This window comes from Planifilum fimeticola, assembly GCF_003001905.1.
In the GTDB taxonomy this organism is placed as follows: domain Bacteria; phylum Bacillota; class Bacilli; order Thermoactinomycetales; family DSM-44946; genus Planifilum; species Planifilum fimeticola.
Genome location: NZ_PVNE01000007.1, coordinates 95,290 through 119,809, shown reverse-complemented (window position 1 = coordinate 119,809; position 24,520 = coordinate 95,290). Strand labels below are relative to the sequence as shown.

Genomic DNA, 24,520 nt, shown 5'->3' with positions numbered 1-24,520 from the left:
TTACAATTAGAACCAATTAGTCCTAAGTTAGGACTAATATAGGGGGCATCGCGATGCATGCGGCGGATTGGGTTGTCATTCTGTTCTACTTTTTGGTCATGGTGATTATCGGTGTGTGGTCCTTCAACATGGTGAAGGGTTCCGGAGACTATTTTGTGGCGGGGGGAAGATTGCCATGGTGGCTTTCGGGAGCTTCGCACCACGTCTCCGGCTACAGCGGTGTGGTTTTTACCGCCTATGCGGCGATCGCCTATTCTTACGGTTTCACGATCTATTTGTGGTGGGCGGTGGCGATCACGATCAGTGTGATTTTGGGTGCCCATCTCATCGCTCCGAGATGGGCACGGTTGAGAATGAAACGGAATATCGAATCCCCCCTGGAATATCTGTCGATTCGTTACAATTTGCCGGCACAACAGGTGATGGCTTGGAGCGGAGTCCTTTTGAAAGTGTTTGATGTCGGCGCAAAATGGACCGCTATCGCGATTCTTTTGAACGGATTTACAGGGATCCCGATTTTGACCGGTATTTTGCTCTCCGGCGGAGTTTCCCTCCTCTACATCACGATCGGAGGGTTATGGGCGGATGTGTGGAACGACTTCGCCCAGTTTGTCGTGCAAGTGATCGCGGGGACTGTGTTGTTTGTCGTGGTTCTCTCAAAACTGGGCGGGATCGGCGCCGCGTGGACGGCCTGGGACGAGCTTCCTCCCGGCAATTCGCAATTATTCAACGAACCCTACGGCGTCGGGTTTTTCCTGGCGTTCATTTTTATATCGTTTTTCAGCTACAACGGTGGAACATGGAACCTGGCCCAACGATACATTGCGGCCCCCTCGGGTCCGGAAGCCAAAAAAGCGGCCTATTTTTCCGCCTTTCTCTATTTGATTTGGCCCCTGATCATGTTTTTTCCCATGTGGATGTCACCGATCTTTTTTCCGAATCTCGAAAATCCGGATCAAGTGTATGTGAAACTCACACAGGAATTCCTGCCCGCCGGATTGGTCGGTTTGGTATTGGCCGGATTGTTTGCAGCGACGATGTCCATGACCTCCGGGGATATTAACGCCGTTTCCGCTGTGATCACCCGGGATATCCTTCCCGTCGTGTCCAACAAGATAAGAGGGATGGATCAAACGGCCTCATTGCGGTTGGCCCGATACACCACCCTGATCTTTACGCTGTTGACCTTGATCATCGGCATGAACGCGGATGACTTCGGAGGGGTGCTCGGATTGGTCATTTCCTGGTTCGGGGCTTTGATCGGTCCGGTCTCCATTCCCATGTTGCTCGGTCTGCTGCCGGCCTTTAAACACAGCGATTCGACGGCCGCCCTCAGCTCCATCGCCGCCGGGTTGATCACCTTCATCGCCTTTAAGTACGGATTTACCGAAGCGAGCGAAGCCGTCGAAGTGTCGGCGCCGCTGTTGGCCTCTCTGGTGGTATACGTCGGGATGGGTTGGTTCAACCGTCACAAACCGGTGCCCGAGGAGGTGGAGCAGCTATTGGCGACCCTTCAGGATGATTCGCCATCTTTGGACCAGCCCGCGGTGAAAGCCTGATTCTCCAAATAACAGGCGAGAATTGACTGGAAACCGAGGTATCAATCCAATCAACTTTCCGCCATGGCAGACTGGCTCATGCGGTCGCCACGGTTTTCTTCTTGTGCTGTCAAAGGAATATGTGGGTCATCGAGCGACTCGAAAAAATTTGGCGGTGAGGGCCAATGACGTTGAAACTGGGAACGGCCAAGATCGACATTACCCCGTACAGGCCGGTGCCGCTGGCGGGTTTTGAGGAGCGGACGGGAATCTGTCAAGGAATCACCCGTCCGTTATATGCCCGGATCCTGGTTTTTCAGCATGACCGTGAAGGGAGAAAGAGCTGCGCGCTCCTGGTGTCTGCGGATTTGATTTGGTGGGATACGAAGCGTGCCCGGGCGCTGCGGGAGCGGATTGCTCGGCAGTGGGATCTTGATGCGTCGGCCGTCATCCTCCATGCAACCCATACCCACGGCGGCCCCCAGACCAGCGACCGGTTTACGCCGTCGTTGGGCGTGCCGGATTCGGATGTGGTCCGGTGGATGGAAGAGAGAGTCCTGGATGGAGTGAGGTGCGCCTTTCGCGATTTGCAACCGGTGGTTCTCCGGAGGGGGACCGGTCAGTGCCGAATCGGCATCAACCGTCGCAGACAGGTGGAGGGATCCGTGATCATGGCCCCCAATCCGGAGGGCCCCGTCGATCCAGAGGTAAACGTGATCCTTTGCCTCACGCAGAATGGGAGACCGAAGGCCATTCTGGTCCATTATGCCTGTCATCCGACGACGACCGGGGAGAATTACATCACCTCCGATTTTCCGGGAGTGGCGATGGAACGGATGGAGAAACAACTGGGCGATGGCACCTTGGGTGTTTTTTTGCAGGGGTGTTGCGGGAACGTCCGTCCTGCGCTCATCCGGGATCAACAGTTTTACCGGGGGACCGACAAAGAAGTTCGCGAGCTGGGCGAAAAACTTGCGGATGCCGTATTTGCTGCCCTGAATCGCCCCATGCACCCGTTGCGTCCGATACCTATCAGAAGCGAAACTCTAAAGGTCCATCTTCCCTTCCGGGAGTTGCCCACCTGTGCGGAGCTGGAAAAGAAACGAGGAGGTGCCGGGGTGGTGGGCGAATGGAGCCGTCTGCTTTTGGATGATCCGGAACGACTTCGCTCTCACATCCCTTTGGAATTAACCCGTTTGGAGTTGGCGGATCGCCTGGTATTCCTGGCGATGAACGGGGAAGTAGTGGTGGAGTATGGGTTGATGTTGAAAAAACATTTTCGTGGACGCGTGCTTCCCCTTCCCTACAGCAACGGGATGATCGGGTACGTTCCCACGGAGAAACAGATGGAAGAAGGGGGTTACGAAGCGGTGGAGTCCGCATTCTACTTCGGATTGCCGGCTCCTTTTTCGCCGGAGGCAGGGTTGATTCTCCATGAAACCCTGCTCGAATGGATCGGAAAGGAGGATGATCATGATCTCCCATCCACTGCCCGTCCGAACGGAAAGGGTGGATCGGTTAAAGGTGCGGGTTTATGACCATCGCGATGCCGTGGGAAACGCGGCCGGGTCGGACGTGGCGGCCCGAATCCGTGAATTGTTGTCCAAGCAGGAACGGGTGCGCATGATCTTTGCCTCCGCTCCGTCCCAAAACGAGTTTTTGCAACGCTTGGTACGAGAAGAAGGGATTGATTGGTCGCGAATCACCGTTTTTCACATGGATGAATACATCGGTTTGCCGAAGGATGCTCCGCAACGGTTCAGTCGATACCTGATGGAACATTTGATTTCAAGGGTGAATCCGGGAGAAGTCCATTTGATCGACAGCACCCGCCCGATGGAGCAGGAATGCAGACGGTACGGGAATTTGATTCAACGGGCGCCCATCGACATCGTCTGTCTGGGGATCGGGGAGAACGGCCATCTTGCGTTTAATGATCCGCCCTTTGCCGATTTTGAGGATCCGGAAGTGATGAAGCCCGTGGAACTGGACGAGGTTTGCCGACTGCAACAGGTTCACGACGGGTGTTTTTCGGACATAAGCGCCGTGCCGACCCGTGCGCTCACGTTGACGATCCCGGTACTACTGTCGGGGAGATTCCTGTACTGCATCGTACCGGGAAAAGCGAAGAGGGAAGCGGTTCTTTCCGCTCTTTACGGGCCGATTTCCACGGAATGTCCGGCTTCGATATTGCGCCGGCATCCCGATTGCACCCTGTACTTGGATCGGGATGCCTGGGGGGTGAGGGAGGATCATGGGTGAATGGATGGGCATTCATTATCGTTCCGGAATCCCGGTTCGCCTTGAGATCCGCCACGGCCGGGTCGAACGCATCGAAGAATTGCCCGGTGTGGATCGGGGAGAATTGCCCTGGATCGCCCCCGGGTTGGTAGATTTGCAGGTCAACGGGTACGGGGGGCACGATTTGAACGCCCTCCCGCTCGATGAATCCCGGGTGATTGGTGTGACCCGTTGCCTGTGGAGGGAGGGGGTGACCACCTATTTTCCGACGATCATCACAAACCACGAAGAGGCGATCGAGAGTGCCTTGCGCATGATCTGCGATGTTTGTTCCCGATATGAGGAAATCGGCCGGTGCATCGCGGGCATTCATCTGGAGGGACCTTTCATCTCTCCGGAGGAGGGGCCGAGGGGAGCTCATCCCAGGGAATATGTAAGGGAGCCGGATTGGGAGTTGTTTCAGCGATGGCAAGAGGCGGCTGGGGGGAGAATCAGAATTCTTACCCTCTCCCCGGAATGGCCGGGAGTGACGGAATTCATTCGCCGGTGTACCGAGAACGGGGTGATCGTCTCGATCGGGCATACCGCCGCCACTTGCGAACAGATTCGGGCAGCGGTGCGCGCCGGTGCCCGGATGTCCACCCATTTGGGAAACGGAGCCCACCTGATGCTTCCCCGTCATCCCAATTACCTGTGGGAGCAGTTGGCCCAGGACGAATTGTGGTCCTGTATGATCGCCGACGGATTTCATCTCCCCGAGTCGGTGTTGAAGGTGATCATGCGCGTGAAGGGAGAAAAGGCCCTCCTCGTCAGCGATACAGTAACCTTCGGCGGTCTGAAGCCGGGGGAGTACACCAGCCACATCGGAGGAAAAGTGGTTTTGACCCCCGAGGGTAAATTGCATCTGGCCGGGAATCCGAACCTGCTCGCCGGTTCGGCCCAACCCTTGAAACGGGGCATCGAGCATTTGGTGAAGACGAGCTTGTGTCCATTGTCCGAGGCCTGGAACATGGCTTCCCTGCGACCGGCCCGCTTGGCGGACCTGCCGAACAAGGACGCCCTGGTCAAAGGGGCGCCGGCCGATTTCGTTCTGTTTCACTGGGGAAGAAGGGGATACAAATACGGGAAACCGTCAAGCACGGGGAGTGCGTTTTCCGTTCTCATTAAAAGGAAGGAGGAAGGACCGATGTCCGTCATGACGCAGTATCTTCACAAAGTGGTGGAACACCTGCAGCGCCTGCATGACGAAGAGTCGGAATCGATCCGGAAAGCGGCCCGGATCATCGCCGATCACATCAAGCAGGACAAAATCGTATACGCCTACGGTCCCGGCGGCCATTCAAACCTGGGTCCTCAGGAGATTTTTTTTCGCGCCGGCGGACTGATGCACGTAAGCGCCATCTTGGACGAAGGCACGCTTCTCAGCAACGGAGCGCTCCGATCCATGGCGATCGAGCGGACGCCCGGATACGGGAAAATTGTGATCCAGGACCACGGGTTAAAAAAAGGGGATCTGCTGATTATCATCAATGCCTATGGGATCAATGCGGCCACCATTGATGCGGCCCTGGAGGCGAAGCGGCTGGGAGTGAAAACCATCGGTGTCACATCGGTGCGCCACGCCTCCTCTACTCCCGAAGATCATCCCGCCCGCCATCCTTCCAAACAGAATCTGCACGATCTGGTGGATATCGTGATAGACACCAAGGTGGAAGTGGGAGACGCCGTGGTGGAAATCGAAGGGTTGAGCCAACGGGTGGCTGCCATCTCCACCTTTGCCAATGCCTACTGCTTAAATGCGATGGTTGCCGAGACCGTGGATCTTCTCGTAAAGGAAGGCGTTCATCCTCCCATCTGGATGAGTGGAAATGCCCCGGGAGGAGATGAAGCCAACGCGCGGTTTATCGAACGGTTTAAGGGAAGGATAAAAAACTTATAATCTGCACGGAGACAGGGATTTCGCCCGGTGCTTTGCAGCAAACGCGAACGGGGCAGGCGATTCCCCTCCGGTTTTCCGGCAGGGGATTTGTTTCACTGGTTTTTGTTTCGGATACGAAAAAGAGTGGAAAGTGTGGTGATGGGGGTGCAAATGTCGTTTCGGTGGTTTGGGGAGGGGGACCCCGTCACGCTGGAACACATTCGTCAAATCCCCGGAGTGACCGGTGTGGTGTCCGCCGTTTACGATGTACCGGCAGGGGAAGAGTGGCCGTACGAAAAAATCGTCTCGTTGAAACGGCGGATTGAAGAAAAAGGGCTGACCTTGGCGGCCATCGAAAGCGTCCCGGTCCACGAGGAGATCAAGATGGGCGGATCGGGCAGAGATCGGTACATTGAAAATTTCCGGAGGACATTGAGGAATCTGGCTCGGGCGGGGGTTTCCGTCGTCTGTTACAACTTCATGCCCGTGTTCGACTGGACTCGTACGGATTTGACTTTTCGGCTGCCGGACGGATCCTCGACACTGGCGTACGACGAAGAAATCGCTCAAAAAATGGATCCCTTACGCGGCGAGCTGGAGTTGCCCGGCTGGGACACCAGTTACGACAAAGGCGAGTTGCGGGCCTTGCTGGAGGCGTACCGCGGGGTGACCGAAGACGATCTGTGGGAACACCTCCGCTATTTTCTCATCAAAGTGATCGATACGGCGGATGAGCTGGGAATCCGCATGGCCATCCATCCCGATGATCCCCCCTGGTCGATTTTCGGACTGCCGAGGATCATCACTTCCCGGGAGAGTCTGGAGCGATTGATCGGTCTGGTTGACAGCCCTTGTAACGGCCTGACGTTTTGTACCGGTTCCCTGGGGGCTGATCCAAACAACGACCTTCCCGCCATGATTCGAACTTTCGGAGGAAAAGGGAGGATTCATTTCGCTCATGTCCGCAACATTCAAATCACCGGGCATCGCTCCTTTGTGGAAATCGCACACTGTTCTTCCGAGGGCTCGGTGGATATGTATGAGGTGATGAAAGCTTTCTGGGAAGTCGGATTTGACGGCCCGATGCGTCCGGATCACGGGCGGATGATCTGGGGGGAAACGGGGAGGCCGGGTTACGGTTTGTATGACAGGGCGATGGGAGCGGTCTATTTGAAAGGTATTTGGGAAGGGTTTGAGAGGAGTTCCTATCAAGGGAGAGCCGGTTTGGGTTGATCGAACCGAAAAGCGGCGGTCGGCACCGCACCGACCTGCCCTTTTCTATTTCTTTGTCTCAACGGTTGAGTCAGAAGGAGGGGATTGTCGTGAAAAAGTGGAAGGTCCTGCAGAGGTTGTCGGAACTCGGTGTCGTCGCCGTCATTCGCACCAAGAAGGCGGAAACGGCGGAGAACGTGGCCTTGGCTTGCCGGGAGGCGGGGTTGTTCGCGGTGGAGATCACCTTCACCATCCTGGGTGCGGACCGGGTGATCCGCCGCTTGCGTGAGGAGGATGCCTTCGGAGAATTGATCGTGGGTGCGGGCACCGTCCTCGACAGCGAAACGGCCCGGATCGCGATTCTGGCGGGCGCCCAGTTCGTGGTCAGTCCCGGCTTTGATGAGGAGACGGCCCGCCTTTGCAATCGCTATCAGATCCCGTATATTCCCGGCTGTATGAGCGCTTCGGAAATCATCCGGGCGATGGAATGCGGGTCGGAGGTGATCAAGCTGTTCCCGGGCGCGGCGTTTGATCCTTCCGTCATCCGGGCGCTCAAGGGTCCGCTTCCCCAGGTGTCCATCATGCCGTCGGGCGGTGTGGACCTGGACAATGTGGAGGATTGGATTCAAAACGGAGCCGACTTCGTGAGCGTCGGCAGCCACCTCACCGCACCGGCGGAGAAGGGGGATTTCCGGCGGGTGAAGGAACTCGCCGCCGAATATGTGGAACGGGTCCAGATGGCCAGGGGGAAGAAGGGTCGGTGAAGCCCACTTCGTATTGAAGAATGGTTTCTAAGGTGTTCATTGTGGGTGGTCAAATGGATTTGGAAAATTGAAAGAGTTATATATTTGGATTCAAGGATTACCACTTGCACCGAAGGATCGAATAGGATCGAAAGTGGCTGGTCGAGTCATTGGAAATATTAGAAAAAAAGAGAGATGGGGTTGTGCGGATACCTTTGGCACAACCCTTTTTAAGAATTATCAGGGCATATATTGATTCTCGAACTATCAAAAATAATGTTGTTTTTTGTATTTTTTCGTTTAAAATAGTAGATAGAAAATGATGACTTAAAGGGTGATTTAATGCAGGAATTCCAGAAAGACGAGATACAAGGAATTTTATATGTTCAATTAATTGGACTAAAACATTTAGATGAGGCGCTGAAAAAAGATGAATTTACCATGCCGGACTCTGTTGTTCATGCACGGAGACAATTGGCGCGCTATTTTCTTAACAAAGGGAGAAAACCTTTAATAGGTTTAAATGAATGGGTTGAGGCGATGCTGCAGCCTGTTGAGACATGGTTGCCCGAGGCGGCAGATTTTATTGATTTAGAAGCTCCACTTTGGGAGAACAACGGTTGGAGCCGGGATTCCGAATATTTTTTACAAGCATACGGGAGACCAGAAGATTATCAGGAACTAACAGTGTTAAAGGTTCTTGAATATTGCCGCAAAAATAACGAACAAGAGGGTTATGTTCTTTTTCGAAGTTTCCTGTCAGATCCGGAATGGGCAGTTGTGTCGGAAGAAGAGTTGAATCAGATGGCCGCGTCGTTTTCGGATGAGTTTTTGAAACAGCAGATAAGAGCTTGTTATGAGCCTTTTGCTGAGTGGGAACAGGCAAGAAAGTGTCCTTATTGCGGCTGGAGTTTATTAAAAAAATCAGGATTGTGGCGCTGTGGCCACGCCAATGTGTGTTTTGATTTAGAAGGATCAAACAAATGGTCTCTACAAACGGCTGAGCCATTTCCTTTTGGGAAAGATACACGCGTCTACCGGCTTCGGCCGGGGATCCACCGCTATACCCTGATCCCTGGAATTCCTGAAAAAAGGATAGCCGAAAATTTAAGCAAGATCCATCGCATCGAACGTTACCCGGAACAGGATCGATTTGATCTTGCTGTTTATCTGGACCACAGAAATATCTACTTAGATGTGAAATGCTTTCGAAGCCCCGTTCATTTGGCAACCTATATTGAACGATTGGGATCTGAGAGATTGGAAGAGTTCCGAACCCATGCCTGGTTTGTAATTCCGAGGGAATACGCCCATAAAGATTACATAAATCGAGTCCGCAATCGAATCGAACTTCAGGTGAATATTTGTGAAGAGGATGAGCTGTATCAACTGCTGAAAGAAGGAGAGGTGCCATGAACCGTCTGAAATTGTTTCAATTGTGCGAAGAGGTCGGAAAAAAGGGGTATTTTGATGCTCTCGATTTGGGTGTCGAGAGAGGTGAGCTTCACCGGAAGAGACGGTTTGTTGAAGTGGAATTCACTCTGTACGGAGGATATCACAGTGGACTCAGTGATTGGCTTGCAAAGGACTTGTGGGCGGCTTTGAAAGGATGGGAGGAGTTGGTACTCCCGAATAGGGCTGATGTGGATCGGATTCGCCGCCTACGGTTGCTCGTTTATTCGTTTCAAAACAAAGCCATTTGGGAAGAAGCCCTTTCATTATATCTCGAAGTTGAGGAACGATATCGCCTGTTTACAGTGGATGAATCGGGACGTTTTCACCCGCGCTCTGTTTCTCCGGTGGTTTGTTCAGACAGAGAGAAAATATACGAGAAGATTCTTTCTGCCGCCATTCCCCGCAGAAAGCGAAAAATCCCCTTGGCCCGGTCGGGTGAATGTTTTCAATACGATCGCGAGGAAACAAACGACCAATACTTTGTAAGAATACCTTCTGATTTTGTTGTTTCTTCGCCTATGGAGATCACTCGCAGAATAAAACGTCCATTTACCCTTCCAGTCGATTTTGATTGGGCGAAGTTGGGCAGGGAAATGGATCGCATTCGGGAAGAAAACGGCTTAAAACCGGTTGATTATTCCGGTCGGATGGAAAAGTTGTCCTTGGTCCCCTTGAATGGAGAAGCTAAAAAATCCATGAAATTTACCGGATTGACACATGTTCTGGGAGGATTGGGCGCAGGAAAGTCCACATGGATGGTGGCTGTGGCTTATGAACTGGTAAAGCGACAAGGAGCCAAGGTTGGTTTTATCGAAAGCAGCGTAGCCAATATATTGAAACGGGCCGAAGAACTTCGCGCGCTCAATCTCTCTGTGGTCACCATTATCGGTACGGGCCAGCGAATCGATCATGAAAGGGAACATTTGGACCGGCCGGGATTGACACTGGAAGAGATTGCAGCGGATTCCAGCCTGATCGACTTGTCTTCGCTTTGTTTGCTTGAATCCCTTGCGGGAGACGAAACTATAAATAACAGATATCCTTGCCAACGTTTGTATAAAAGCAATGATAGGAAAAAGCGTTATGCCTGTCCCATGGCATCAGAATGCGGACTGTATCGGCAACTAGCAACTTTGGATCAAGCGGACGTGTGGATCGCCACGCCTGCCAGTTTGGTGTTTACCCGCATACCTCCCCAAATTTGTCCGGATAACCCCACTTTATATGAAGCGTTTTATGAGGCGTTGGATGTGGTGTTTGTCGATGAAGCGGATGCCCTTCAGAAAGCTTTTGACGAGTTGTTTATTCGCGATGAAAAATTGTTTGGAGATCGCGGTCATCTCATTGAAAATACCATTCGCGATATCCGCAATGCCTTACACGGTCTGTATGAACCGGGAGGACATTTTTTAACGCATTATTTGAGGCGGTGTGATAGTGCCCTCGATGCAACACGCTGTCTGTTCCAATTGATCAAAGAGCACCCCAAAATTCAGGAATATTTGCGAAACCGTGTCTCCTTTAAATTCCAGTGGGAGTATAAAGTGAAATGCTCATTGGAGAGATGGAATCCCTCTGTCGACCTGAGAACATTCTATGATGTGTTGGAGACTTGGAAGCATTCACCTTTCCGAAATGAATTATGGGAAGAGCGCCATCGTAACGGTACGGTTTGGTATCAGAGATTCGAAGATTTTCTCGACGGAAACATCGATCTTCAGCAACTGCTGGGTTCGGTGCCCGATAAAACTCTGGGAAAGCCCGAAATAAGGAATATCGAGGCGGAATGCAGGTTTTACCTCTGGCTGTGCCGATTAGAATCCAGCTTGGATTATATAACGGAACGTTATCCCCAGTTGCTTTCTTTTGTGGAAGAGCTGAAAGTTGATCTTCCCTTCAGTGCCGCGAAAAACCCGTTATTACCCCACCTGCCCACGCCAACGCTGGGGTACCGTTATGGCTATCGTCTAGTTAAGGAAGAAGATTCTAAAAACCTGGTCATGAAATTGATTGAATACAATACTGTCGGTCGCATTCTTCTTTACCGGTTCCCTGATCTATTCCGGCCGGCAGGGGACGGACCGGGGCCTGCTGTCATTCTCTTATCCGGAACAACCCTTGCTCCCCGTAATGTTCATTTTTTCTTGTTCGTGACCCCGGAATGGTTGATTACTTCCGACAACAAGGCTTCGGAAATCACCCAAGAGTTTCTGCCCTTGACTGATCCGGCGGGCCGTCTTATTCGTGTTTCTGGAATGAAGCCGTCGGAAAGGCGGGCAGCCCTCAAAGAATTGGCGCGTCTGGTGCCTTCGTTGATCGAGGCGGAAAAAAATCATTGGAAGAATCAGAGAAGAGTAATGATCGTGACCAATTCCTATCGCGACAGCGAAGCGATGGAAGAGATTTTTTCCCGTTCACCGCTTCAGGTGCGAATCAAATCGTTAACGCGGAAAATCAAAGATCCCATACATGTCACCCGTCCGCGCCTCATGGAAGTGGCCAAAGAGGTGGATGCCTTGATCACTCCGCTTTCCGCCATGAACCGCGGGGTGAATCTGGTCGACGAGAATCGGAAAGCTCTTTTCGGCACGGCTATATTTGTCAGCCGTCCTTATCCGCCTCCCCAGGATATCACTTACATTCTCTCATTTATCCACAGTCGTCTCTCTTCTTTGATCCGACAAGTTCAAAGTGAGGGGTTGTCCGGAAAAGAGGCACTTTCCCGTTTTCGCAAGATCTGTCATGCCATTTTTGAGAAAATGCATGACGAGCCAAACTTCTGGAAGCATCTGAGCGATGAAGAGCGGTTGGACTTGGCTTGGTATTTGTTTGTTCCGATTTGGCAAATGGCTGGCCGCCTTGTCCGGGGAGGAATGCCTGCGCGGCTGTTGTATATCGATTCAAGCTTTGATTCCGGTACTGGGGAGCCCGCTCTTTTCCAGTCTTGGCATCAATTGTTTGATCCCTATAAGGATCACTGGCTTTACCAAGAGTTATATGGCCCCTTCTTGTCCTCGTTGGAGTCTCTTGTATTCGAAGAAAGTCGGAAATGAGGAGTGAATATTCATGACGAATCAACACCGATTGCATTTGTTCGCCTTTGACGTGACGCACCCCCCTGTGCCGGATCAACCGGTTTATGGTTTAAAGTTTCCCCCTTCTTGGTGTGAGATGATTTGGCCCGGGCGTCCTGAAGGAAGTCATGTGAAAATGCCGGGTTTGACTAGTTTGGGAGAGGAGTTGATGCAACTATATCCCGGCTTGTTATACACCCGCTTCGACGATTCGGCCCTTGCCGGAAAGACGCCTGCACTTGTTGCTGAACAACCGATTCCCTCGGATGTGCTTGCCCGGCATTTTACCCGCCATTTCAAGCGGATTGGAAAGGCCGCCTCCTTCGATGCGTCCGATGTTGAGTGGTCCCGCATCGATTGGGCTAAGGTGGATCATCAAGACGCTATATACAGTTGGCTGCCCGCATATTTATCCCGTCGTTTTGCCGAATCCGACAAACCCTTCCGAGTCATGAAGTATAAGCGAAAGACGAAACAACAGGTGTTTGAAGGGGAATTGCGGTTTTATCCGGTTTTTTTGAACGGAAAATATGGCTGCATGACTGAACCCTACAAAGGATTTTCCTATGCCGTCTATTTTTCAGTGGAAACCCGCGCAAACCAACCCGGAAGGAAATTTCTGTACATCCATCCACGAATTCATCGCTTCGTTTCCGTGCCTGTCAAAAGGGGTTTATCGCCTAAAAGAAATGGCACGGTTTTGATCCGTTTGTCTCACAGTCAAGGAAAAACTCCCTTTGTGCCGGTAACGATTACCAAGAGCTCCAAACAGGAAGTTGCAGCGGAGTGGAAAGAGGATTGGATACCGGAATACTTGAATTATTTTCTTTCCAAACCTTTGGAATTGGAATCGCTTTTGAGTGAGCCGTCCAGATATCAAAATGTGGAGGGAGATATTTGCGCATTACTGTTGTACAATCCTGTTTTTTATTCTTCCTATTACAATGAAAAAGTGGCCAAAGGCGGGATGGGGCTTTCGGAGAGAAAGCAACTGTTTGATCTTTTCCAAGAAGTTTTTCCGGAATTGGAACCGTTACAACCGCTTAAGGAAGTAAAAACAAAACGAATCGTAAAAAAGAACTTCCCTATGACTGTAACCGAGTCTGAAGAAAGTCGTTTACGGATCGATTGTCACACGACCGATTCTGTATTTCAGAGTTTAGTTGAACAAATTGAAGGATTGACCGACTATTTCGCAAAACAGGATGATTGTGTGTACAAACTGCGTGCCAGCGGACCTGAAACGGTGGTGGAGTTGAGATATTGTCCGGACAGCGGTGTCGTCCAGGATGTGGATATCAACCATCCTCACCGAACCCTTCGCAAAATGAAAAAGATGATAACAAAATGGGGTAAAGCGCATGGTGCGTTGGTGATGATCGAACCGAAAAAAACCTGGTCGGAAAATCCGAAGGCCGATCCCAAACATGCATTGCGGGTTGCCTTTGCGGAATGCGGACAGATCACCCAATTTCTGCATGACGATAATGAGGAAAATTTTGAACACAGGGTGAAAAACGCCTTTTTCGATCTGCTGAGCGATTTTGGGGTCTATACGCATCATCTGATTGAAGGAGTGGATCGGGAACGGGTTTGGTTGTTTGTTACCGCCTTCCGACCCCACGAATTGAATGAGGGCCGCGTATTATACGCCCGTTATGACGGTAATCGCTATTTGATCCGTATGGAAGGAGACGACGGATCTTGGAGGGCTTTGCCCGACTTTATTACCGATGCGGGAGGTTTGAAACAGGGGCTCGAAAGAGATGGCCTGACAAGAGAGAAACAACCCGAAATCGAACGGACCATCCTTCAAATTCTGCAGGAAACGGAAAGGCCCCTGACGGTTGTTTTTGATCGAACTCCTTTGACCAAGTTATATTTTCCCGTTCAGGATAAACACCTGATAAATGGAGACTGGATCCTGACGAGGCCGGAACTTGATTACCAACGCAACCGCCTCCGCATTTTGCGAATAACGACGGAGTACTATGTTCCTCTTTATTATAACGATAAACCTGGGAAAGATTATACATTCAGTTCTGGTCTGTTCCTTTCTGAGGACGGTGTTTATTACAGTCTGGGTCAAAAACCGGATACCTATCAACTGGCTGTTTTGTATACGAAAGCTACCGATTCTTCGGAGCTACTGCTTCAACCCAATCTGGTGGAGATTTTGCCAGTGGGACATTGGGACCCCGGTGAGGCTGAAGAGGCCGTGCGACAGCTTCACTTGTTACGACAGGCCAATTTAACCTATGATCAGCATACGATTTATCCGGCACCGGTACACCGATTGAATGCGGCAAAAAAATATTTGGAGGCGTTTCTCGCTGTTCAAAGGCTCGTTAAAAATGATCGTGTAAGGATATAATGTGCCGATAAAGTGAAAACTTCGGCATGGTAACAAGAAAGCGGATGCTCACGGGCATCCGCTTTCGTTTATCAAGTTTCGCCAGGATCAAAAAGCTTCACCGCTCCGCCCGTTTCCGCCTGGCTTCATCGTAATTTCCCTCGTAGCGGGTCAGGGTTCCGTTTTCCAGCCAGTAGACGGGAGCGAACAACTGGTTCAAAAAGTACCGGTCATGGGAGACGGCCAGGATGGTGCCGCGAAAATCCCGGAGCGCCTCCTCCAACACCTCCCGGGAGTCGATGTCCAAATGGTTGGTCGGCTCATCCAGAATCAGCGCATTCACATCCCGGTGCATCAGTTGGGCAAGCCGCAGGCGCATCCGCTCGCCTCCGCTCAGATCCCGCATCTTGCGGAAGACGGAGTGACCGTAGAAAAGGAACCGGTCGAGGATCTGCCGGGCCGTGCCCGCATCCGCGGGGACTTCTTCCCGGAACGCTTCCAACACGGTCATGTCCGGGTCCCCCTCCCACCCCTGCTGGGAAAGATATCCCGCCTGGACCGACGGTCCGATGTATACCTCACCCCGGTCCGGCGCGATCTCACCCGTCAGGAGGCGGAGAAGGGTGGATTTTCCCGCCCCGTTTTTTCCCACCACCGCCACCCGTTCGCCGAATTTCACCGTCAGATTTGCCCCCCTCAAGACCGGTTTCCGACCGTAATTCTTGAAAATGTTTTCGAGCCGGAACACGATCTCCCCGCTTCGCTCTTGATGGCCGAAGTTCAGGGCGATTTTTTCCGCTCCAAAACCGGCCGTTCCAGCAGCTCCATCCGCTTGAGCGCCTTTTCCATGTTGGATGCCCGCCGGTGAAGGCCGGCGCTGGGAGGGTTGGAACGGTTGGCCCACTCCCGCAACCGCTTGATGGCTTCCTCCATCTTTTTGATCTTTTTCTGTTGTTCCCGATAAGCCTGGAATTCCGCCAGCAGGCGCTGTTCCTTCTCCTTGACGAAATGGGTGTAATTTCCCTGGTACAGGGTGCATCTGCCGTCTTCCAAATCGATGATCCGGTTGGCGACCCGATCCAGGAAATAGCGGTCGTGGGATACGACCACCACCGCCCCGCGCCATTGGGACAAAAAATCCTCCAGCCATTCCAACGCCGAAAGATCCAGATGGTTGGTGGGTTCGTCCAGCAGGAGCAGGTCGGGCTCGGATAACAACACCTGAGCCAGACCGACTTTGGTCTTCTCCCCGCCGCTGAGGGCGGCAAAGGGACGATCCGGAACGTCTTCCGGCAGATTGAGACCGCGTACGACCCGGCGGATTCGGGTCTCCATCTCATAACCGCCTCGCTTCTCGAATTCCTCCTGACAAACCTGGTACCGGTTCAGGATCCGTTCCATTCGCTTTTCATCGAGCCGGGAATCGGCCATCCGGTTTGCGAGCTCCCCCATTTCCCGTTCCAATTCCATCAGCTCCGCGAAGGGGGAGCGCAGCACGTCCAGGACCGTCGCCCTTGGGTCCGCCTGGGGAATTTGTTCCAGGTAGCCGATCCTTGCCCCTTTGGTCAAAAACACCTCTCCGCGGTCCGGCGCCATCACTCCCGCCAGGAGGCGGAGGAGCGTCGTTTTTCCCGATCCGTTGGGACCGACCAGCCCGATCCGTTCACCCCGTTCGATCACAAAGCTCACGTCGCTCAGCACCCATCGATCATCCAGGTTTTTTCCCACGCGATTGGCCGCAATGATCATCCATATACCCTCCTTGAAAAACAAAAAACCGCAGGCAAGGTTTCCTCACCTGCGGTGTCGTCGTTGTGAGCTTGAAAAGCCGCAATCCGTGTGAAGGGAACCTTCCTCATGCACCGGTCGTGGAATGGCTGAAAAAGGGCACACGAATCCCGTTTGCGGCCAATCCATAGTTAATATTGGAAATTTCGTTCCACCAAGCCATCCGACCGGTACACATCGTTCCCTTCACCTCCTTTGCTCAGGTAAAATGAATTTTATATGTTTTCCATCCGATTTTCAAGAGGAGTCGCCCGCCGAGGAATTTCAATAGAACGTGCGGATCAGCTCCATCTCCGCCGTACAGGAAACATCGTAGCCGGACAAGGTGGCGGGGACGATCGCGGCGTCGCCGCGGGAAAGCGGCATTTCACCGCCGGACCAGTGCAGGGTCCCTTCTCCTTTCGTCACGATCAGGATGTCCGGGTTGTTTTGGCGTCCCAAGTCGAAGGAATGGCGTCCCGAAGCCAGGTTCCAACGGTCGATGGTGAAATAGGGGCAGGAGACGAGACGGGATCCGCGCAGGCCGCCCTCTGCGGAGAGCTCCGCCCGCTCCGGGAAGGGATCCGGCTGCCGATCGTACCGGAGGACGTCGGCCGCCTTGTCGATGTGCAGTTCCCGCCCCCGTCCCCGTTCATCGACGCGGTCCCAGTCGTACACCCGGTAGGTGACATCGGAGGTCTGCTGGATTTCGAGCACCGTCGTGCCGGCCAGCAGGGCGTGCAGGGTCCGCGAGGGGACGAACACCAGCTTGCCCGGGGCGATGGGGGCGTACTCCAGATAATCCTTTACCCGCTTTTTTTCCACCGCCTGGAGATACTCCCGCCGTGACGAAAAGCGGTGGCCGTAGATGACGCGACCGTCCTCCGGGCAGTCCAGCACGTACCAGGCCTCGGTCTTTCCGAAATCCGCTTCCGCTTTGCGGGCGTATTCGTCGTCCGGATGCACCTGGACGGACAGATCCTGCGCCGCTTCGATCAATTTGATCAGGAGGGGAAACCGGGGCTGCGGGCTGGAGCCGAGATAGGCTTCCGGATAATCCCGCACGAGATCGTTCAGGGTTTTTCCCCGGAAGGGTCCTCCCTCAACGACGCTGGTCCCGTTGGGATGGCTGGAGATGAGCCAGTATTCGCCGATCGGCTCTTCCGTTTCGGTGTCGAACCAGGATTTCAGCCGGTGACCGCCCCAGATCCGCGGTACGGCAAGGGGGGTGAATTTGACCGGTTCCATCTTGTTCATCGATACCACCTTTCGATGTTTGGTCCGTCTGCGTGCGCACGTCGTCACCACGGAATGGGAGCGGTGATGCCGCAGCGGCGGATGACGCTTTCCACTTCCCGTTTGATCTCGACCAGCCGTTCGGTGCTGTCCGCTTCGGCCCTGAGCACGAGAATCGGCTGGGTATTGGAACTGCGCACCAAAGCCCACCCGGAGGGGAATTGAATCCGGGCGCCATCCACCTCGACAATCGGGTATTTCTTCGCGAAATGGGCCTTCACCTGCTCGATCACCGATGCTTTCTTCGCTTCTTCACAGGGCACCCGCGTCTCCGACGTGGCGTGGTACTGCGGCACGTCCGCAAACAGGGCGGAAAGGGGGCGCTTTTTTCGGGACAGGATTCGCAGCAGCCGCCCCGCGGCGTACAGCGCGTCGTCAAACCCGTAGTATTCGTCGTTGAAGAACAGGTGCCCTGACATCTCCCCCGCGAAGGGCGCCCGGGTCCGCCGCAACGTCGCTTTGACGTGGGAATGCCCGGTGCGGTGGAAACGGGGGTTGCCCCCGAGCCGCTTGATTTCTTCCACCAGCGCCTGGGAACATTTCACTTCGACCCATGCGTCGCATCCCGGATATTTCGGCAGGATTTCCCGCCAGTAGAGGATCATCAGCTGATCCCCCCAGCGGATGCGGCCCGTTTCGTCCACCACTCCGAGGCGGTCGCCGTCGCCGTCAAAGGCGATGCCCAGGTCCGCTCCCGTCTCCTTCACCGTCCGGATGAGATCCGTGAGGTTCTTCGGATCGACGGGATCCGGATGGTGGTTCGGAAAGGTCGGATCCGACGTGCAGTAAAGGGGAATCACTTCACAACCCCAGCGCTCCAAAGCTTCCGGCGCGAAGGAAGAGGCGGTTCCGTTGCCGCAATCCACGACCACTTTCAACGGCCGGCCGTCGAGCCGGATTTTTTCCTGCAGCATGTCGAGGTAGGGCGTACGAAGGTCCACCGATCTGGAAGGGGAGGTTTGGGCGATTTCCGGTTCGAGACCGGTTTCCGCGGCCACACCCACCATTTCATTGTACAGGTTTTTGACGGCGTTGCCATACAGGGTCGTCTTGTTTTGCGCCACCTTGAACCCGTTTTCATCGGGCGGGTTGTGGCTGGCCGTGATCATGATGCCGGAGGGGACATCCAGGTGTTCCAGGCCGAAGTAGAACATGGGCGAAGTGACTTCCCCGATGTCCATCACTTCGCACCCTTCCTGGACGAGTCCCGCGGTGACCGCCCGGGCGAGGGCGGGGGAACTCTTTCGGTTGTCGCGGCCGACCACCACCGAATGCTGCCCTTCGGCGCGCACCCGGCGGGCAAAGGCACGGCCCAGCCAATAGGCGAAGAATTCGTGGATCTCTTCCCCGACGATGCCCCGGATGTCATATTCCCGAAACACGTGCGGTGCGATTCGGTCAGCAGGTTTCATCATCGCGCTCATGGTGCTTTCCCTCCCGCGTCTTGTGGAATATGGCTTCCGTCAGCAAATAGGCCAGGGTGGACTCGGCCCCCCGATTGCGGTTGGGCCCCCCTTCCGTCAAGCCGTCGCAACAGGAACCGTCCGACGGGTCGGCCATCGGCACCCGGAGGTCATTGTCGCCGTGGAACCACGCCCGACATTTTTCCAGCACGGCCCGGTAGACCGCATCTCCGGTCGACGCAAGGCCCTGCTCGCAGGCCATGGCCAACTTCAACACTTCCACCGGCTGCTGGTCCCATTGGCTGTTCTTCTTCCGGGTGCACCATCCCCGGTTTCCGACGGGCCGAATGAATCCTTCGGGGGACGTCATTTTGTCGATCAGAAAATCGAGGCTCTCCCGAGCGATTTGTTCCGCCTCCCGGGACGGGAAGGTCCTGTGCCACTGAAACAGGGCCCAGGGGAAGACGCCGTTGCTGTAGGTCATGATCTCCTCAAACCATCGCCATCCCGGCCCGGAATGATGCCGGTACCACAAGAGCAGCGCTTTTCCCAGACGGCCGGCAGCCGCCGGCAGATTACGCAAAACCCAATCCCGGAATGAAGATTCGAGCCGGGGATTGGCTTCCGCTTCGCGCACGAGCAGACTGGCCGCCGAAAGGGCGAAGGCGATGCCCCGGGGGTGCCGGAGGCGATCGGCGGCGCGAAAACCCGTCCGGCACAAGTGCTGGGCGATGCGGGAACGGTCGCCGTCGGGATCCCACAACGCGGCGGTCGCCGTGGACCACAGCGTGCGCCCCAGGCAGTCGTCCGACGGTTCCTCCTCTTCCCACCGGCGGTTGTACGCGACGTTGTTGTGGAAATGCCCGTCCTCTTTTTGAACCCAGGCCAGGAAGGCCAGGTACGTGTCGGACAGGCGGGCGAGCTGTTCCGCCGCTTCGGCATCCCTGCCCCGCCGGGCGATTTTTCCCCATTCGACGCAGGCCCAAAGGGCCCGGGCATTGTCGTCGGTGGAGTAGCCCTCCTTCCGGCGGGGGATTTTCCCGATGCCGTGTTCGATGATTCCCGTATCGTCGGTGAGCCGTCTCAGATGGGTCAGTTTAACGGGAAGCGGATGCGATGCTCCGGCTGCCGCCCGCATCGGAACTGCGGGGATGAGACAGCTCACCGAACAGCCGCAGGTGTCGCTCGCCGACGCGGGGCCAATTCATCTCGCGTCCGATCTCCCGGATTTTCCGCTCCCACTCCCGCAATTTGCCGGTATCGGACAGGTGGGCGATGAGGGCTCGGGCCCAGGCATCCGCGTCACCGTACGGGATGAGCAGTTCGGGGTAGGGGCCGAGCAAGTCCCGCGCGTAAGCATAGGGCGTGCTCAGGACGGGTCTGCCCAATCCCACCGCGTAGGCCAGCGTGCCGCTCGTGATCTGTTCCATTCCGGGGTAGGGAGTGACGTATAAGTCGCATGCCATGATGGTGTGCACCAATTCGGATTCGGAGAGGTAGCGGTCGATCATCACCACATGGCGGTCCAGGTTCTGCTCCCGGATCATGTCCCTGAGGCGTTCGCGGTAGGCTTCCCCCTCCGCTTTTTTCACCTGGGGATGGGTTTGGCCCACGATGGCGTACAGGACGTCGGGGAGGCGGCGAACCACCTCCGGCAGGGCTTGGAGGATCATCTCCATCCCCTTGTTGGGGCTGAGCAACCCGAAGGTCATCAGCACCCGCCGGTTCGACCAACCGAGCTTTGCGCGCATTGATTCGCGCTGTTCCGGCACCGGTGACGGGGTGCCGTGGGGGATGTACACGCATTTGTCTTTCGGTACCCGGTATTGATCCGCCAACCGATCGACGGCGTGCCGGTTCATGACCAGGATGCGGTCGCTCCGCCGGGCGATTTCCTCCTGAACGCTGCGGTAGGGTTCCCGGGGGGAATGGAAGACGGTGTGAAAGGTGGTGACCAGGGGCTTGTGGAGCTCCCGCACGAAGTCGAGCACGTATTCGCCGGCGTCGCCGCCGAAGATGCCGAACTCGTGTTGGAGCGAAACGACGGTGACCGGGCTGTCGTTCAAGCGCCGGGCCGTATCGCGGTAATCTTCGCGGATGTCTCGTCGGATCAGCCGCAGCGAGGGGTCGTAATCTAAGGGTTCTTCGGGATCGACGACGGCGATCACCGTATCGACCGGCTCTGAGCCCTCCCCTCGGTGCGCTTTGCGGACGTAGGTTCGGAGATGATGGGTGTAGGTGGCGAGTCCGCACCGTTTTGGCACGTAGGTGCTGACATAGGCCGGGTGGATCATGGCTGCATCACTCCTTGGCGGATGAGATCGCCGGGAAGGCGGGTTGTGACCATGAAGTCGGGGGCGACGACGGCGTGTCGGAACACGCGGTTTCCTTCGAGACGGGTTCCCGGCAGGACGACGGCATGGGCACAGCGGCTGTCCGCTTGAACCGTCACGCCCTCACCCAGCACCGCGTAGGGTCCGAGGACCGCTCCGCGCTCCACCCTCGTTCCGCGGCCGATGACGACGGGTGGAATCAGCTTCGCGTGGCTGGAGATGTGGGTGTCCTCGCCGATCCAGACTCCCTCCGCCTTCATCGGATAGGGAAGCTGAAGCCCGATTTTGCCGTCGAGGGCATCCCGGTGCAGGGCGAGATAGCGGTCGTGGGTTCCCATGTCCAGCCAGTAGCCGCGGACCGCACAGCCGTAGACCGGCAGTCCCTTGCGGATCAGGAGCGGGAAGGTTTCCCGTTCGATGGAAACCGCTCGTCCGGCGGGAATCCAAGAGAGGGTCTCTTTTTCCATCACATAGATCCCTGCGTTGATCCGGTTGGAAGGAGCCTCGTGCCGAGGGGGTTTTTCCACGAACCGAAGGATCCGCCCGGAAGGGGTTTGTTGAACCACTCCGTATTGGGAAGGGTCTTCGACTTCCGTCAAGCCAATCGTGACCATCGCGCCGGAGGAACGATGAAATTCCAAGAGAGGCATCAGGTCCACATGGTGAATGATGTCCGCGTTGACCACGATGAACCGATCGGCCGAAAGCAGCGGTTCCGCGTGCTTGATCGCCCCCGCCGTGCCGAGCAGTTCGGGCTCCTGGCTGTAAGCGATGGTTACTCCGAGACGGCGGCCGTCACCGAAGTGATTCCGGATGATGTCCGCGTTGTGCTTGACGGCGATGACAAAGTCGGAGAGGCCTTGCGATCGGAGGTGCTTGAGGAGGTGTTCGAGCCATGGCCGGTTGACCACCGGTGCCATGGGTTTGGGGAGGTGTTCCGTCAGAGGTCTCAGTCTCGTGCCCAATCCCCCTGCCAACAGCAACGCTTGCATCATGCATCCCCCCATTGGATAGAAATCGGATTTCTATGCCAACAAAGAGACGAATGAGAGTTGCAAAGAGATGAGTGGACAGAGAGAAAAGGTGCGAAGACGGAACGATGCGGAGGAAAAGCGGAGTTGTTAGCACTCGCGTTCAGTGGCTGATAACAAACACATTTATATCATACTTGAAAGACTTGGAAATGACAAGCCCGGCCGGATGACGGGTGATTGGACGGAAATCCGTTGGCGGAAGAAGCGGCAGGGAGGGGGCATTTTTTGCGAAAAAAAAGGAGACAGATAAAAGAATAGGGAAGTATGTTACCTGATGCCCGTTTCCGGCGAGGGGATGGGGCCGTGGAAAATTCCGTTTGCGAGGGGGTAAGTGATGGCTGAGCAACAACTCGATTGGCAGCACCTGTGGAACCAGACTCCCTGCCCCATGGCGGTGGTGGACGATGCGGGCAGGATCCGGTACGGAAACGGGGAATTGCTCCGGCTGTGCGAGGAGCAGATCGCGGAGCATTCGTCCTGGGTGTCGTTCATTCAAGCGACTTCTTCCGAGGAGCATCCGGGGGTTCAACGGATCGGCGGCAAGGAGTACCGCGTTCGCTACAGCACCTTGGAAGAGCCGGAGGGTTGGATTCTCTATTCGCTGGAACAGGTGGCCATCAAACCGAGCGCTCCCCCTCCGTCCTCCAGCGGGTTGGATCTGGACACCCTGCTCGAAAACTCCTATGACTGCATCTACATCACGGATCACAACGGAATCACCCTCCATACCAATTCGGCCATTGAAAGGCTGACGGGCATTCCCAAGGAGTATTACATCGGCAAGGATGTCCGCTATCTGGAAAAGCGGGGGATTCTGAAGAAGTCCGTCACGCTGGAAGTGCTGAAGACCGGGAGGACGGTCAGCACCGTGCAGGAGAACAAACACGGAAAGGTGCTCATCATCACTGGCAGCCCCATCTGCGACGAAGAGGGCCGGATTGTGCGCGTGATCACCAATATCCGGGACGTGACGGAACTGAACCGTCTTCGGGACGAGTTGGACGAGACGCGGAAGCGCTCGGAGAGGTACCGCAAAGAACTGTCCGAATTGAGAAAGTTGTATCTGAAAGAGGAACCCTCCGTCGTCATGAACGACGTGGTGATGCAACAGGCGTACCACCTGGCGATGCGGGTGGCCGGAACGGACGCCACGGTGCTTTTGCTGGGGGAATCCGGGGTGGGAAAGGAAGTGTTCGCCCGGCTGATTCACAAAAACAGCAGCCGTTACGAAAGCGGGTCCTTCATCACCGTCAACTGCGGAGCGATCCCGGAAGAACTGATCGAATCGGAATTATTCGGTTACGAGGGGGGCGCCTTCACCGGTGCCCGGAGGGAGGGAAAACCGGGCATGTTTGAGATCGCCGAAAACGGCACCCTCCTCCTGGATGAGATCGGGGAGCTGCCCCTGTCGATGCAGGTCAAGCTCCTGCAGGTGCTTCAGGAGAAGAAGATTCGGAGGGTGGGAGGGGTCCGGTCGATTCCGGTCAACGTGAGGATCATCGCGGCGACGAACCGGGATTTGAAGGAGATGGTGCAAAGGGGCCAGTTCCGGGAGGACCTCTATTACCGCATCAGCGTGGTGCCCATCGAAATTCCTCCCCTCCGACGGAGAAGGAAGGATATCAAGCCCCTGCTCGTCCACTATCTGGACAAGTTCAACCGCAAATATCGCCGATCCTGCTACTTCGTCCCGGAGGTTTTCGAGAAACTGGAGCGGTATGACTGGCCGGGAAACGTCCGGGAGCTGGCCAATATGGTGGAACGGCTGGTGATCACCTGTCCGGAGGATGCGATCCGGCCGGAGCACATCCCGGAGATCCGGGAAGGTCGAAGCGGTCCGTCCCCCGCGGACGGAGGCAGAAAGGTTCCGGAGATCAACGGGGAAACCTACGATCTGTCCGGATTGAACCGCTCCTTCGATTCCCTGAACGACATTTTGTCCCACCTGGAGCGGTCCATTTTGGCCGAGGCCTACAGGCGGCACCACAGCTCCTATCAGGTGGCGAAGCATCTGGGGATCAGCCAGTCCACGGCGATGCGGAAGGCTTACAAATACGGAATCCGGGAAAAGGGGCTCTCGTAAGTCGGTTTCGGTTTATAAGCCGAAACCGACTTGCTTTTTTTAAGCCGTGCGCGGGAAACGGGAGGGATGA

General features: G+C 55.2%; 15 protein-coding genes and 1 pseudogene. 10 read left to right on the top strand and 6 right to left on the bottom strand.

Annotated elements, in window-relative coordinates:
* Positions 1 to 53: 53 nt before the first annotated feature.
* From CLV97_RS06385 to CLV97_RS06340, 9 genes are all read left to right on the top strand, one after another.
* Positions 54 to 1,559 (top strand): sodium:solute symporter family protein, encoded by a 1,506-nt coding sequence (locus CLV97_RS06385; protein ID WP_106344688.1) that lies wholly within the window; start codon positions 54 to 56, stop codon positions 1,557 to 1,559.
* A gap of 164 nt (positions 1,560 to 1,723) precedes the next feature.
* Positions 1,724 to 3,076, top strand: a complete 1,353-nt coding sequence (locus tag CLV97_RS06380; RefSeq protein WP_146130421.1) for a neutral/alkaline non-lysosomal ceramidase N-terminal domain-containing protein — start codon at positions 1,724 to 1,726, stop codon at positions 3,074 to 3,076.
* Positions 3,012 to 3,800, top strand: a complete 789-nt coding sequence (locus tag CLV97_RS06375; RefSeq protein WP_106344686.1) for a glucosamine-6-phosphate deaminase — start codon at positions 3,012 to 3,014, stop codon at positions 3,798 to 3,800. The genes CLV97_RS06380 and CLV97_RS06375 overlap by 65 nt, the downstream gene beginning before the upstream one ends.
* Entirely contained in the window at positions 3,793 to 5,718 is a 1,926-nt protein-coding gene (locus tag CLV97_RS18545; RefSeq protein ID WP_245891402.1) for a sugar isomerase domain-containing protein, read from the top strand. The genes CLV97_RS06375 and CLV97_RS18545 overlap by 8 nt, the downstream gene beginning before the upstream one ends.
* A 144-nt stretch (positions 5,719 to 5,862) precedes the next feature.
* Positions 5,863 to 6,930 carry a mannonate dehydratase gene (uxuA, locus tag CLV97_RS06360; RefSeq protein WP_106344713.1) on the top strand — a complete coding sequence of 356 codons (1,068 nt, stop codon included), beginning with the start codon at positions 5,863 to 5,865 and terminating at the stop codon, positions 6,928 to 6,930.
* A gap of 89 nt (positions 6,931 to 7,019) precedes the next feature.
* Positions 7,020 to 7,673 carry a bifunctional 2-keto-4-hydroxyglutarate aldolase/2-keto-3-deoxy-6-phosphogluconate aldolase gene (locus tag CLV97_RS06355; RefSeq protein WP_106344712.1) on the top strand — a complete coding sequence of 218 codons (654 nt, stop codon included), beginning with the start codon at positions 7,020 to 7,022 and terminating at the stop codon, positions 7,671 to 7,673.
* Between the two features lie 321 nt (positions 7,674 to 7,994).
* A complete protein-coding gene (locus tag CLV97_RS06350; protein ID WP_106344684.1) occupies positions 7,995 to 9,068 on the top strand; it encodes a restriction endonuclease-related protein in 1,074 nt (357 codons plus the stop codon).
* On the top strand, positions 9,065 to 12,160 hold the full coding sequence (locus CLV97_RS06345) for a pPIWI_RE_Z domain-containing protein (RefSeq protein WP_106344683.1): 3,096 nt from the start codon (positions 9,065 to 9,067) through the stop codon (positions 12,158 to 12,160). Before CLV97_RS06350 ends, CLV97_RS06345 begins: the two co-directional genes overlap by 4 nt.
* A 13-nt stretch (positions 12,161 to 12,173) precedes the next feature.
* The gene (locus CLV97_RS06340) at positions 12,174 to 14,555 is read left to right on the top strand and encodes a pPIWI_RE module domain-containing protein (protein WP_106344682.1); all 2,382 of its coding nucleotides are present in this window, start codon (positions 12,174 to 12,176) and stop codon (positions 14,553 to 14,555) included.
* Between the two features lie 97 nt (positions 14,556 to 14,652).
* On the opposite strand, the pseudogene abc-f reads toward CLV97_RS06340, so the two are convergent.
* The 6 genes and pseudogenes from abc-f to CLV97_RS06310 form a co-directional block, all read right to left on the bottom strand.
* A pseudogene (gene abc-f, locus CLV97_RS18920) lies at positions 14,653 to 16,283 on the bottom strand (ribosomal protection-like ABC-F family protein).
* 303 nt (positions 16,284 to 16,586) lie between these two features.
* On the bottom strand, positions 16,587 to 17,558 hold the full coding sequence (locus tag CLV97_RS06330; RefSeq protein WP_245891399.1) for a type I phosphomannose isomerase catalytic subunit: 972 nt from the start codon (positions 17,556 to 17,558) through the stop codon (positions 16,587 to 16,589).
* A 44-nt stretch (positions 17,559 to 17,602) separates the two neighbouring features.
* Positions 17,603 to 19,021 carry a phosphomannomutase/phosphoglucomutase gene (locus tag CLV97_RS06325; RefSeq protein WP_106344681.1) on the bottom strand — a complete coding sequence of 473 codons (1,419 nt, stop codon included), beginning with the start codon at positions 19,019 to 19,021 and terminating at the stop codon, positions 17,603 to 17,605.
* Positions 18,996 to 20,165: a glycosyl transferase gene (locus CLV97_RS06320; RefSeq protein WP_245891398.1), complete on the bottom strand. Its 1,170-nt coding sequence runs from the start codon at positions 20,163 to 20,165 to the stop codon at positions 18,996 to 18,998. The genes CLV97_RS06325 and CLV97_RS06320 overlap by 26 nt, the downstream gene beginning before the upstream one ends.
* Positions 20,098 to 21,294, bottom strand: coding sequence for a glycosyltransferase family 4 protein (locus tag CLV97_RS06315; RefSeq protein ID WP_106344679.1), 1,197 nt, complete (start codon positions 21,292 to 21,294; stop codon positions 20,098 to 20,100). Before CLV97_RS06315 ends, CLV97_RS06320 begins: the two co-directional genes overlap by 68 nt.
* Positions 21,291 to 22,325 (bottom strand): nucleotidyltransferase family protein, encoded by a 1,035-nt coding sequence (locus tag CLV97_RS06310; protein ID WP_106344678.1) that lies wholly within the window; start codon positions 22,323 to 22,325, stop codon positions 21,291 to 21,293. Before CLV97_RS06310 ends, CLV97_RS06315 begins: the two co-directional genes overlap by 4 nt.
* 376 nt (positions 22,326 to 22,701) lie before the next feature.
* On the opposite strand from CLV97_RS06310, the gene CLV97_RS06305 reads away from it, so the two are divergent.
* Positions 22,702 to 24,450 (top strand): sigma 54-interacting transcriptional regulator, encoded by a 1,749-nt coding sequence (locus CLV97_RS06305; protein WP_106344677.1) that lies wholly within the window; start codon positions 22,702 to 22,704, stop codon positions 24,448 to 24,450.
* Positions 24,451 to 24,520 lie beyond the last annotated feature (70 nt).